Origin of the sequence: Streptomyces hirsutus, assembly GCF_001418415.1 — a bacterium.
Classification (GTDB): domain Bacteria; phylum Actinomycetota; class Actinomycetes; order Streptomycetales; family Streptomycetaceae; genus Streptomyces; species Streptomyces hirsutus.
This window is the reverse complement of the sequence record NZ_LIQT01000060.1, coordinates 1-11,901: the sequence shown is the minus strand read 5'-3', so window position 1 is coordinate 11,901 and position 11,901 is coordinate 1. Positions and strand designations below refer to the sequence as shown.

Sequence of the window (11,901 nt, the reverse complement as noted above, 5' to 3'; positions counted from 1 at the left end):
GGGTGTGGGTGTGGGTGTGGGGGGTGAACAGGGCGGCGGGAGCGGCCAGGTCATGTCTCCGACGATCGCCACCGCCTCCGTTCCCCCCGGGCCGGTCGAGGCGTAGGCGCAGGCGTCGGCCATCGCCGCGTCCGGCGCGCCGACGAGCGCCCAGGCCAGCGTCGCCGTCGCCAACACACGGGCGGCGAAGGCGGATCGGGTCGGTACGAGTCCTTGCACGACGAAGATCATGAGCCGCGTTGCGCCGGAACACGCGCGAGTGCCGGGTGAATGCCCCGATGGAGGTAAATCCGGCAACTCCCGTTTGATCCGGCGCTGATCACCCGTTGGGGGAGTGTGAGTGGATGTGCGATGCGGCGGGGCGGACGGGGTGAGAAGGGGAGGAATCCCGGACTCCGGAAGAAAAATCGGCCCGCGTTGAACACAGCAGGTGCCTTCGTGCGTACTCCACGTCGAGCGGCGGCGCAGCAGGGCGCTGCAACCCCCTTGCGATGATCTGGAGTTGAGATGAAGACCTCCTGGCGGACCGCCTCACTGGTGGTGAGCGCCGCGGCGGTGCTGACGCTGACGACGGCGTGCGGTCAGGACACCCCGCCACCGGCCAGCAGTCAGAACGTGGGCGCCTCGGCCGTGCCCGGAGACCTCGGAGGCATCGACACCGGAGCCGGCGCGGGGGCCTCCACGAGCCCGGCCGGCGGCGCGGGCAAGCTGACCGCCGCCACCAACGCCAAACTCGGCAAGCTGGTGACGGACGAGCTCGGCCTCACGCTCTACCGCTTCGACCAGGACACCGCCGAGCCTCCCAAGTCCAACTGCGACGGTGACTGTGCGGAGACCTGGCCGCCGGTACTCGCCGACGACGCCGCGGCCGGCGAGGGCATCGACGAGTCCCTGCTCGGCGAGGTCGCCCGGGCCGACGGCACCAAGCAGCTCACCGTCGACGGCTGGCCCGCCTACCACTACGTCAAGGACGTCAACGCGGGTGACGTCAAGGGTCAGGGCGTGGGCGGCAAGTGGTTCGCGCTGACCCCCGAGGGCAAGAAGGCGCAGGAGGCCGGCGAGCAGCCCGGCCTGTCCACCCGCAAGGATCCCGAGCTCGGCGAGATCGTCGTCGACAGGGACGGCAGGACGGTCTACCGCTTCATGAAGGACGAGGCCTGGCCGAAGCCGGTCTCCGCCTGCACCGGTGCCTGCCTGGAGAAGTGGCCGGCGGTGGCGCCGGTCGACATCAACGACACCAAGGGCATCAAGAAGAAGAACTACATGACCTTCACCCGCCCCGACAACAAGGCCGAGCAGCAGACGATCGGCTGCTGGCCGATCTACACCTTCGCGGGCGACAAGGCCGCCGGTGACACCAACGGCCAGGGCGTCGGCGGGACGTGGTACGCGGTGCGGCCGAACGGAGAGCCGGTCGGCGCGCCGGAGAAGTAGCGCAACCTCCCCGGGGTGTCATTTCCCTCCGGCACCGCCGACCCCGGTCCGCCTCTCCGCTTCCCGCGGAGAGGCGGACCGTTTTGCTGCGATTCGCCGGAACTCAGGGAGTTTTCGGCGCTCTTCACCCTTTCTGCGCCGCCCGCCCGTTTCTCCGCGCGGCACGCCATTTCGTACGCCCGGCTTCTCCGCATGCCGGACTTCTCCGTGTGCCGGAACTCTCCGAAATGCCGCACATACCTTTCGCGGTGTGCGCACGGTTGCCAATTCGGCACATGCCGTAGGCAGTGACCGGGAACGGACGGTCAATTTCCGTTTGGGGTCGCTCCCTTGGCGAGCGATCAGTAGCCTCGGCTCGGACACCGGATCGCCTACGCTGTGGAGAGATAGATGGAGCGTCCCGCCTGGGCCCCCCGGAGCATCGACATCACGGTGCCCAGCGTTTCCCGGATGTACGACTACTACCTGGGCGGTTCGCACAACTTCGAGGTCGACCGGGAAGCGGCCCGTAAGGCCATGGAGTTCATGCCGGGACTGCCCAAGATCATGCAGGCGAACAGGGCGTTCCTGCGCAGGGCGGTGCGGTTCGCGGCCGGTGCGGGAGTCACCCAGTTCCTGGACGTCGGCTCCGGCATTCCGGCATTCGGCAATGTGCACGAGGTGGCGCAGGCGGCCGTTCCCGGCGCGCGGGTGGTCTACGTCGACCACGACCCGGTGGCCGTCGCGCACAGCCAGGCCGTCCTCGAGGGCAACGAGGACGCGGCCGTTGTCGCCGCCGATCTCCGAAAGCCCCGGGAAATTCTGGAAAGTCACGAGGTGGGGCGCCTGATCGACCTGGATCGGCCGGTGGCGCTGCTGCTCGTCGCCATACTCCACTTCGTGGAGGACGCGGACGATCCGTACGCGGCGGTGGCCGAGCTGCGTGACGCGCTCGCGCCCGGCAGTATGCTGATGCTCACCCATGCCTCGTACGAGGGAATTCCGTTGCCGCCGGAGCGGGCCGGTGGCGCGGTGGACGTGTACAGGAACATCCGCAACCCGTTGATCATGCGCTCGCGCGACGAGATCGCGCGGTTCTTCGAGGGGTACGACATGGTGGAACCCGGACTGGTGCCGATGCCGAAGTGGCGGCCGGACACCGCACCGGAGGACGAGGATCCCTACGCCTTCTCCGCCTACGCGGGTGTGGGGCGTACAGCGTGAGCGCGGAGCCGGACGGGCCGGAGGACAGACTGCGCCGGTTCGCGACGATCTGGGGCCGGGCGGTCTTCCCGGTGACCTCGACCTCGTCGACCCGGCCGGAGTTCGAGAAACAACTGGTCCCGCTGGCCAGGAGGTTGAGCGAGGCGCTGCGGACGAGGGCGTTCGACCCGGGCACCGGCAAGGCGGTCGGCGCCGCCCTGGTGGAGGCGCACTGCACCGACCCGGAGGCGCTCAGCCGGACCCTGGACTGCGTGGACGCCTACCTCGTCCTGTACTGCGGCGGGGACGGCGACGGCGAGGACCTGAGGGCACGCAGCGCCAGGCTGCAGCACGCCATGGCCGCCGGATACGCGCAGGCGCTGCGCGAACGGACGCTGGCCGAGCAGGAGGCCATCGCCCAGGCCGCGCTCCGGGCCCAGGGCGTGGTGGCACAGGCCCTGCACGCCACCGAGGCAAGGTTCCGCGCGGTCTTCGAAGGCGCCGCCATAGGCATCGGCATCGCCGACCTCAAGGGAAACGTCCTCCAGGTCAACGCCGCCCTGCTGCGCATGTTCGGCCTGTCCGAGCAGAGCCTGCGCAGCCGCAGCGTCCGGGAGTGGACGCATCCCGACGACGCCCCGCAGACCTGGGTTCTCTACGACGAGCTGGTACGCGGCGACCGCGAGCACTACCACCTCGAGAAGGCCTTCTACCGGCCCGACGGAACGGTCCTGTGGACCAATCTCACGGTGTCCCTGCTGCGCGACGCCGACGGCGAACCGCAGTACCAGCTCGCGCTCATGGAGGACACCACCGAGCGGCGGCTGCTCAACCTCCGGCTGCGCTACGAGGCCACCCACGACGCCCTGACCGGTCTGCCCAACCGCACGTTCTTCTTCGAACGGCTGGAGAAGGCGCTGAGTGCCGGCGAGGGACAGCGCTTCGGCCTGTGCTACCTCGACCTGGACGGCTTCAAGACCGTCAACGACAGTCTCGGGCACGCGGCCGGCGACCGGCTACTCGTCGAGGTGGCCGACCGGCTCCAGTCCTGCGCCACGGCGCCCGGCGAGATGGTCGCCCGGCTGGGCGGCGACGAGTTCGTGGCGCTGACCACGGGCCCGGACACCCAGCACACGGTCGACGAACTCGCCACCCGCATCATGAACGCACTGCTCGCCCCCATCGGCGTCGACGGCCGGGACCTGACCGTGCGTGGCAGCATCGGAGTGGTCGAGGGACCGGCCGGGGAGCGCAGCCCGGCAGAGGTGCTGCGCAGCGCCGACATCACCATGTACCGGGCCAAGTCGGCCGGCGGTAACCGTTTCGAGCTCGCCGACCCGGAGTCCGATGCCCGCGCCATCACCCGGCACGGCCTCACCACGGCGCTGCCCGCGGCGCTGGAGCGGGGAGAGTTCTTCATCGAGTACCAGCCGCTGGTCCACCTCGGCGACGGCAGCGTCCGGGGTGCCGAGGCGCTGGTGCGCTGGCTGCACCCGCAGCACGGGGTGCTGTCGCCGGACCGGTTCATCCCGCTCGCCGAGCACACCGGGCTGATCGTCCCGCTGGGCCGCTGGGTGCTCGAGCAGTCCGTGCGCCAGGCCCGCACCTGGCAGGAGCGGCGCGGCGGGGCGGACGCGCTCGGCCCGCTGCGCATCAACGTGAACCTCTCGCCCTGCCAGCTCACCCACCCCGGCCTGGTCCAGGACACCGTCGACATCCTGGAGCGCACCGGCGTCGAGCCGGACGCGCTGTGCCTGGAGGTGACCGAGTCGGCGCTCATCGGCGCGGACGACGACCTGCTGAAGCCGCTGCGCCGGCTCGCGGAGATGGGCGTGGACATCGCCCTGGACGACTTCGGCACCGGCTACTCCAACCTCGCCAACCTGCGCCGCCTCCCGGTGAGCGTCCTCAAGCTGGACCGCTCCTTCACCCAGAGCATGCAGCAGTTCCCCGCGGACCCGGTCGACCTCAAGATCGTCGAGGGGATCGTCTCCCTGGCCCACAGCCTCGACCTCGCCGTGACGGTGGAGGGCGTCGAGACGGGGGCCCAGGCCGAACAGCTCCGCATACTCGGCTGCGACACCGCCCAGGGCTGGTACTACGCCCGCCCCGGCCCCCCGGAGCGGCTGCACGAACTGGCTCTGGTGGACGCGACGGGGTGACTCCGCCGGCCGGGCGGGGCGGGCTCGCGGGCGCCGCGACGGCCCGCCGGCCCGGGCGGTGTGCGGTGTCGGCCGGCCGGCGCCCGGTCACCGCTCCAGGAGCATCCGCTGGAGCTCCCGGGCCGCCCGAGGCGGAGCCACGTCGCTGCGGTGGGCCAGGGCGATGGTGCGGTCGAGGCCGGGGCGGGCCAGAGGGGTGACCCGCAGACCCTGGCCGGACCGCGCGGCGACCATGCGGGGCACTACGGCCAGGCCCAGGCCCGCCCGGACGAAGCCCAGTACGGCGTCCATCTCCCCGCCCTCCACCGCGAAGTCCGGCTCGAAGCCCTCCGCACGGCACGCGGCCACCGTCAGCTCCCGCAGGTCGTAGCCGTGCCGGAACATCACCAGGCGCTCGCCCTCGAGATCGGCGACGCGCACGGTGCGCCGGCCCCGGCCGGGCCTGGGGGCATCAGGGGAGGAGACCACCACCAGGTCCTCGCGCAGCAGCTCCACCGTGGTGAGCGCGGGGGAGGGGGTCGGCAGGGGCAGCACGACCAGGGCCAGGTCCAGGGCGCCGCGGGCCAGCTCGCGCACCAGGTCGTGGGAACCGCCCTCCTCGATCAGCAGCCGGACGCCCGGATAGCGGTCGTGGAAGGCGCGCAGCACGTCCGGCAGCAGCCCGGTGCACAGGCTCGGGGTCGCCCCCAGCCTGACCCGGCCGCTGCGCAGCTGCGCCAGCTCCTGCACCTCGTGCCGGGCCGTGTCCGCGTCGGCCAGGATGCGCCGGGCCAGCGGCAGCAGTGCCTCGCCCGCGTCGGTCAGCGTGATGTTGCCGCGCGCCCGCAGGAACAGATCCGCCCCCAGTTCCCGCTCCAGCGCCTTGATCTGCTGGGAGAGGGACGGCTGCGCGACATGGACCAGCTCCGCGGCCCGGGTGAAGTGCCGGGTCTCGGCGACCGCCACGAAGTACTGGAGCTGCTGGAACTGCATGGGCCCAGCATAGTGCTGCCATAGGTGGAGCCTATGGAAACGAGGCATTCCATGTCTTGGACCGATGGGGACCTTTGGCCCTAGCGTTCTGTGACATGGCTCTGGCAACGCGGACGGACCGACGGCCGTCCATGGCACGCACCGTGTGGGACTCGACCGTCGGCAAGAAGACAGTGATGGCCGTCAGCGGCCTGATCATGCTGCTCTACCTGGTCGCCCACATGCTCGGCAACCTGAAGATCTACTTCGGCGCGCTCGAGTTCAACGAGTACGCACACTGGCTGCGCACCATGGGCGAGCCCCTCCTGCACTACGAGTGGGCCCTGTGGGTGGTCCGCGTCGTGCTCGTCGTCGCGGTCGTCGCGCATGCCGTCTCCGCGTACCAGCTCAGCCGCCGCGACATCAAGGCGCGCCCCAGCAAGTACGTCCACAAGAAGGCCCGGGCCAGTTACGCCACACGCACCATGCGCTGGGGCGGGATCATCCTCGCCCTGTTCATCGTCTGGCACATCCTCGACCTGACCACCGGCCACGTGCACTCCGGCGGCTTCGAGGAGGGCAAGCCCTACCAGAACGTCGTGGACACCTTCTCCACCTGGTACGGCAACGTCATCTACATCGTCGCGGTGCTCGCCGTCGGCCTGCACATCCGGCACGGCTTCTGGAGCGCCGCCCAGACCCTCGGCGTCGGCAGCCGCACCCGCGACCGCGCCCTGAAGGGCCTGGCGAACGTCCTCGCGCTGCTGCTCACGATCGGCTTCCTCGCCGTCCCCGTGGGCGTCATGACCGGAGTGGTGAGCTGATATGAGTACCTTTGCCGAGTACGCGACCGGTGAGCCGGTCGTCGACGCCAAGGCCCCGTCCGGGCCGATCGGGGAGCGCTGGGACAAGCGCCGCTTCGAGGCCAAGCTGGTCAACCCCGCCAACCGGCGCAAGCAGACCGTCATCGTCGTCGGTACCGGTCTGGCCGGCGGCTCCGCCGGTGCCACGCTCGCCGAACAGGGCTACAACGTCGTCCAGTTCTGCTACACGGACTCCCCGCGCCGCGCCCACTCGATTGCCGCCCAGGGCGGCATCAACGCGGCGAAGAACTACCGCAACGACGGCGACTCCGTGCACCGCCTCTTCTACGACACCGTCAAGGGCGGCGACTTCCGCTCGCGCGAGTCCAACGTGCACCGGCTCGCGCAGATCTCCGTCGAGATCATCGACCAGTGCGTCGCCCAGGGCGTGCCCTTCGCCCGCGAGTACGGCGGGCTGCTCGACACCCGCTCCTTCGGCGGCGTCCAGGTCTCCCGCACCTTCTACGCCCGCGGCCAGACGGGCCAGCAGCTCCTCCTCGGCGCCTACCAGGCGCTCTCGAGGCAGATCGCCGCCGGCAACGTCGAGATGCACCCGCGCACCGAGATGCTCGACCTGATCGTCATCGACGGCCGGGCCCGCGGGATCGTCGCCCGGGACCTGGTCACCGGGAAGATCGACACCTACTTCGCGGACGCCGTCGTCCTCGCCACCGGCGGCTACGGCAACGTCTTCTACCTGTCGACCAACGCCATGAACTCCAACGCGACCGCCGTCTGGCGGGCGCACCGGCGCGGCGCGTACTTCGCCAACCCCTGCTTCACCCAGATCCACCCCACCTGCATCCCGCGCACCGGCGACCACCAGTCCAAGCTGACGCTGATGAGCGAGTCGCTGCGCAACGACGGCCGCATCTGGGTGCCCAGGGCCAAGGGCGACGACCGCCCGCCGAACAAGATCCCCGAGGACGAGCGCGACTACTACCTGGAGCGCATCTACCCGTCCTTCGGCAACCTGGTGCCCCGCGACATCGCCTCCCGCGCCGCCAAGAACGTCTGCGACGAGGGCAGGGGCGTCGGCCCCGGCGGCCAGGGCGTCTACCTGGACTTCGCCGACGCCATCGAGCGCCTGGGACGCAAGGCGGTCGAGGCCAAGTACGGCAACCTCTTCGACATGTACCAGCGGATCACCGACGAGGACCCGTACCGGGTGCCGATGCGGATCTACCCCGCCGTGCACTACACGATGGGCGGTCTGTGGGTCGACTACGACCTGCAGACCACCGTCCCCGGCCTGTTCGCCATCGGCGAGGCCAACTTCTCCGACCACGGCGCCAACCGGCTCGGCGCCTCCGCGCTGATGCAGGGCCTGGCCGACGGCTACTTCGTCCTCCCGGCCACCATCAACGACTACCTGGCGCGCAACCCGCACAAGGACGAGGTGGACACCGACCACCCGGCGGTGCAGGAGGTCCTGGCCGAGACCGAGGACCGGCTGAACCTGCTCCTCTCCGTCGACGGCGACCGCACCCCCGACTCCTTCCACCGCGAACTCGGCGAACTCATGTGGGAGTTCTGCGGCATGGCCCGCACCGAATCGGGCCTGCGCAAGGCACTGGAGCGCATCCCGCAGATCCGCGAGGAGTTCTGGAGGAGGATCAAGGTGCCCGGCACCGGCGAGGAGTTCAACCAGTCCCTGGAGCGGGCCAACCGCATCGTCGACTACCTCGAGCTCGCCGAGCTGATGTGCCTCGACGCCCTGCACCGCGCCGAATCCTGCGGCGGCCACTTCCGCGAGGAGTCCCAGAGCCCCGACGGCGAGGCCGCCCGCCGGGACGAGGAGTTCACCTACGCCGCCGCCTGGGAGTTCACCGGCACGGGCGACGCTCCCGTCCTGCACAAGGAAGACCTCGTCTTCGAGTACGTCCACCCCACTCAGCGGAGCTACGCATGAAGCTCACCCTGCGCGTCTGGCGGCAGAAGAACGCCGACGCCGACGGCGCCATGTCCACGTACGAAGTGGACGGCATCTCACCCGACATGTCCTTCCTGGAAATGCTCGACACCCTCAACGAGGAACTCACCCTCGAGGGCGAGGACCCGGTCGCCTTCGACCACGACTGCCGCGAGGGCATCTGCGGCGCCTGCTCGCTGGTCATCAACGGCGACGCCCACGGCCCCGAGCGCACCACCACCTGCCAGCTGCACATGCGGTCCTTCAAGGACGGCGACACCATCGACGTCGAACCGTGGCGGGCGGCGGCCTTCCCGGTGGTGAAGGACCTCGTCGTCGACCGGACGGCCTTCGACCGGATCATCCAGGCCGGCGGCTACGTCAGCGTCCCCACCGGCTCCGCGCCCGAGGCGCACGCCACGCCCGTTCCGAAGCCGGACGCGGACCTCGCCTTCGAGCACGCCGAGTGCATCGGCTGCGGCGCCTGCGTCGCGGCCTGCCCGAACGGCGCCGCGATGCTCTTCACCTCGGCGAAGATCAACCACCTCAACGTGCTGCCGCAGGGCGCGCCCGAGCGCGAGACCCGGGTGCTCGACATGGTGGCGCAGATGGATGACGAGGGCTTCGGCGGCTGCACCCTCGCCGGGGAATGCGCCACCGCCTGTCCGAAGGGCATCCCGCTGTCCTCCATCACCGGGATGAACAAGGAGTGGCTGCGCGCCACGGCCAAGGGAGCCGGCCGGTAACCGCCGGGCAGGCAGCAGGGAAACGTTCGCCAGGGGGCGGACGGGCGGGACCGGGAGTGGTGCTCATCCCCGGTCCCGTCTGCTGTCCGGGACACGCCCGCCGCCGCGCGGGCGACGCCAGGCATTCAGCATCCCCACATCCGCACTCCCGGCTCAGGTCACGCACACGCCAACCGGCATCGGCAGAAACAAGGGGAGTCCCCGCCTTCCCCGCTCCGGCACGTGACCAGGAGAGAGCCATGACCGTCCTGACCGCAGACCACCCCGCCAAGCCCGCGGCACCCACCCGCTACACCGTCACCCTCGCCCGCGACGAGGACGACGTGCGCGCCGCCCAGCGGCTGCGGCACGACGTCTTCGCCGGTGAGCTGGGCGCCCTGCTGACCACCCCCCAGCCGGGCCTGGACGTCGACCCCTTCGACGCCTACTGCGACCACCTGCTCGTACGCGAGGAAGTGAGCGGTCAGGTCGTCGGCACCTACCGGCTGCTGCCGCCCGAGCGCGCCGCGGTCGCCGGCCGCCTGTACGCGGAGAGCGAGTTCGACATCGCCGCCCTCGACCCGATCCGGCCGGGTCTCGTCGAGGTCGGCCGCTCCTGCGTGCACCCCGGCCACCGCGACGGCGCGGTCATAGGCCTCATCTGGGCCGGTATCGCCCGCTACATGATCGACCGGGGCCACGAGTGGCTGGCCGGCTGCTGCTCCGTCCCGCTCGCCGACGGGGGCGCGCTCGCCGCCGCCACCTGGGACCGGGTCCAGGGCAAGCACCTGGCCCCCGAGGAGTACCGCGTACGCCCCCTGCACCCGTGGCGGCCGACGACCGCGGCGCCCGCCGCCCGCACCGAGCTGCCCGCCCTGCTGCGCGGCTACCTCCGGCTCGGCGCCTGGGTCTGCGGCGAGCCCGCGCACGACGCGGACTTCGGGGTCGCCGACCTGTACGTGCTGCTGCCGATGAGCCGGGTCAACCAGCGCTATCTGCGGCACTTCCTCTCCCTCGTACCGGCGAAATGAGCGTCTGGCTGCCGGGCGCGCCCTGCACCCCGAGCGGCTGCGTGGTGCCGACGGGAACCACGAGGGCCGTACCGGGGGCGGTGCTGCGACTGACCGCGGTCGTCGGCCTGGTGCTCGCCGGGGTGCTGCTGCTGCCCGTCGGGCGGCGGATCCCGGCGGGCCTTGTGGGCCGGTGGTGCCGGTGGATCGTACGGGCCGCCGGAGTCCGGGTCCGTATCACCGGCGCCGCCGCGCCCACCGGCGGGCTGCTGCTCGTCGCCAACCACATCTCCTGGCTGGACATCCCGCTGCTGAGCGCGGTCCGTCCGGCCCGCATGCTGGCCAAGGCCGAGATACGGCAGTGGCCGCTGGCGGGGCCGCTGGTCGCGCGCAGCGGGGTTCTGTTCATCGACCGCGACCGGCTGCGCGCTCTTCCGGGCACGGTCGCCCGGGTCGCCGCGGCCCTCGGCGAGGGCTCGGCCGTCGCGGTCTTCCCCGAGGGCAGCACCTGGTGCGGCCGCGGACAGGGCTCCTTCCGCCGGGCGGCCTTCCAGGCGGCGATCGACGCCGGGGTCCCGGTGCAGCCGGTCCGCATCCACTACCGCGACGCGAGCGGAACCCCCGCCACCGCCCCGGCCTTCGTCGGGGACGACACCCTGTTCGCGTCCCTGTGGCGGGTGGTCTCGGCCCGGGGCCTGGTCGCCGAGGTCGGGGTACGGGCCGCCGTCCCGCCGGGCAGCCACCCGGACCGCCGCGCCCTGGCCGCCGCCGCGCAACCGCACAGTGGTTCGGGGCGGGACCATCGAGCCGGTCAGGGGACCGGTCACCGGGCAGGTCGGCGGACCAGTCGGCAGGCGGGTCGGCGGACCGGGCGCGGGGTCGGACATCAGGCATGTTGCCCGGTCGAGGACCTCCGGTCGCGATCACCGGAAGTAAGCGCTGTCAAAAATTAAGCGCGCTTTGTACCTTATGTGAAGTTTTTACCGCGCTGGGGAGGACATCCGGACGGGAGTGATACCTGAAAGGAGGGTGAGGCCAGATGATCACCCGCGATGAGGTCAGGATCCTCCTGGATCACCCCGTCTACGACGGCGAGGGCAACAAGATCGGTGAGGCCAAGCACGTCTTCTTCGACGACATGAGCGGCCGCCCCGAGTGGGTGAGCGTCAAGACGGGCATGTTCGGCACCAGTGAGTCGTTCATTCCCATCCGCGACGCCGAGCTGGTGGAGGATCACCTCGAAGTCCCGTACCCCAAGGACAAGATCAAGGGCGCACCCGACGTCGACGTCGACGCGCAGGGCCACCTGTCGGAGGCGGAGGAACACCGGCTGTACGACTACTACGGCATCGACTGGGGCGGCGTGCTGCGCGACGACACCAAGAACACGGGCGAGGGCCGGACCGACAAGCGTCCGGGCATGGGCAAGGCCGGTGCCGCCGGTGCCGCCGGTGCGGCGGGCGCAGTGGGCGCGACGGGTCGGGGCGGGGCGGCCGGTGCCGCCGGGGCCCGTACTTCGGGCAAGGACCGGACGGCGACCAGGACGACCACCACCGCGGGGACGGCGTCGGCAGCCACCACGGGAACGCCGGCGACCTCCGAGCGGACCGGCAGGACCGGCCCCACGGGGGTCGCCGGAACCGCCGGCGTGGCCGGCGTGCG

The 11,901-nt window shown here is 71.1% G+C and carries 10 protein-coding genes and 1 pseudogene; 9 read left to right on the top strand and 2 right to left on the bottom strand.

Annotated features, from left to right (window positions below; genetic code table 11):
- Positions 1-219 (bottom strand): annotated as a pseudogene (locus AOK11_RS43810) (hypothetical protein); the annotation flags it as partial.
- 288 nt (positions 220-507) lie between these two features.
- Here AOK11_RS43810 and AOK11_RS05290 point away from each other — a divergent pair.
- From AOK11_RS05290 to AOK11_RS05280, 3 genes are all read left to right on the top strand, one after another.
- Complete coding sequence (locus tag AOK11_RS05290) at positions 508-1,434, top strand: SCO0930 family lipoprotein (RefSeq protein WP_055592456.1); 927 nt, start codon at positions 508-510, stop codon at positions 1,432-1,434.
- A 390-nt stretch (positions 1,435-1,824) separates the two neighbouring features.
- Complete coding sequence (locus AOK11_RS05285) at positions 1,825-2,637, top strand: SAM-dependent methyltransferase (protein WP_055592455.1); 813 nt, start codon at positions 1,825-1,827, stop codon at positions 2,635-2,637.
- Positions 2,634-4,778, top strand: coding sequence for a putative bifunctional diguanylate cyclase/phosphodiesterase (locus AOK11_RS05280; protein ID WP_055592454.1), 2,145 nt, complete (start codon positions 2,634-2,636; stop codon positions 4,776-4,778). Before AOK11_RS05285 ends, AOK11_RS05280 begins: the two co-directional genes overlap by 4 nt.
- Positions 4,779-4,865: 87 nt before the next feature.
- Here AOK11_RS05280 and AOK11_RS05275 read toward each other — a convergent pair whose 3' ends face one another.
- On the bottom strand, positions 4,866-5,750 hold the full coding sequence (locus AOK11_RS05275) for a LysR family transcriptional regulator (protein ID WP_055592453.1): 885 nt from the start codon (positions 5,748-5,750) through the stop codon (positions 4,866-4,868).
- Between the two features lie 131 nt (positions 5,751-5,881).
- Between AOK11_RS05275 and AOK11_RS05270 the strand changes: the two genes are divergently transcribed.
- The 6 genes from AOK11_RS05270 to AOK11_RS05245 all read left to right on the top strand — a co-directional run.
- A complete protein-coding gene (locus AOK11_RS05270; protein WP_055592452.1) occupies positions 5,882-6,553 on the top strand; it encodes a succinate dehydrogenase in 672 nt (223 codons plus the stop codon).
- Position 6,554: 1 nt separating this feature from the next.
- Positions 6,555-8,504 (top strand): fumarate reductase/succinate dehydrogenase flavoprotein subunit, encoded by a 1,950-nt coding sequence (locus AOK11_RS05265; protein ID WP_055592451.1) that lies wholly within the window; start codon positions 6,555-6,557, stop codon positions 8,502-8,504.
- Positions 8,501-9,250 (top strand): succinate dehydrogenase/fumarate reductase iron-sulfur subunit, encoded by a 750-nt coding sequence (locus AOK11_RS05260; protein WP_055592450.1) that lies wholly within the window; start codon positions 8,501-8,503, stop codon positions 9,248-9,250. The genes AOK11_RS05265 and AOK11_RS05260 overlap by 4 nt, the downstream gene beginning before the upstream one ends.
- A gap of 239 nt (positions 9,251-9,489) precedes the next feature.
- Complete coding sequence (locus AOK11_RS05255) at positions 9,490-10,260, top strand: GNAT family N-acetyltransferase (protein ID WP_055592449.1); 771 nt, start codon at positions 9,490-9,492, stop codon at positions 10,258-10,260.
- On the top strand, positions 10,257-11,192 hold the full coding sequence (locus AOK11_RS05250) for a lysophospholipid acyltransferase family protein (RefSeq protein ID WP_079034646.1): 936 nt from the start codon (positions 10,257-10,259) through the stop codon (positions 11,190-11,192). Before AOK11_RS05255 ends, AOK11_RS05250 begins: the two co-directional genes overlap by 4 nt.
- An 86-nt stretch (positions 11,193-11,278) precedes the next feature.
- On the top strand, positions 11,279-11,901 hold a 623-nt coding region (locus AOK11_RS05245; protein WP_167353763.1), incomplete at its 3' end, for a PRC-barrel domain-containing protein.

Coding starts and splice junctions, on each gene's coding strand:
- AOK11_RS05260 (WP_055592450.1), top strand. CDS start 8,501: ATGAAGCTCACCCTGCGCGTCTGGCGGCAGAAGAACGCCGACGCCGAC.
- AOK11_RS05265 (WP_055592451.1), top strand. CDS start 6,555: ATGAGTACCTTTGCCGAGTACGCGACCGGTGAGCCGGTCGTCGACGCC.
- AOK11_RS05285 (WP_055592455.1), top strand. CDS start 1,825: ATGGAGCGTCCCGCCTGGGCCCCCCGGAGCATCGACATCACGGTGCCC.
- AOK11_RS05270 (WP_055592452.1), top strand. CDS start 5,882: ATGGCACGCACCGTGTGGGACTCGACCGTCGGCAAGAAGACAGTGATG.
- AOK11_RS05250 (WP_079034646.1), top strand. CDS start 10,257: ATGAGCGTCTGGCTGCCGGGCGCGCCCTGCACCCCGAGCGGCTGCGTG.
- AOK11_RS05255 (WP_055592449.1), top strand. CDS start 9,490: ATGACCGTCCTGACCGCAGACCACCCCGCCAAGCCCGCGGCACCCACC.
- AOK11_RS05275 (WP_055592453.1), bottom strand. CDS start 5,750: ATGCAGTTCCAGCAGCTCCAGTACTTCGTGGCGGTCGCCGAGACCCGG.
- AOK11_RS05290 (WP_055592456.1), top strand. CDS start 508: ATGAAGACCTCCTGGCGGACCGCCTCACTGGTGGTGAGCGCCGCGGCG.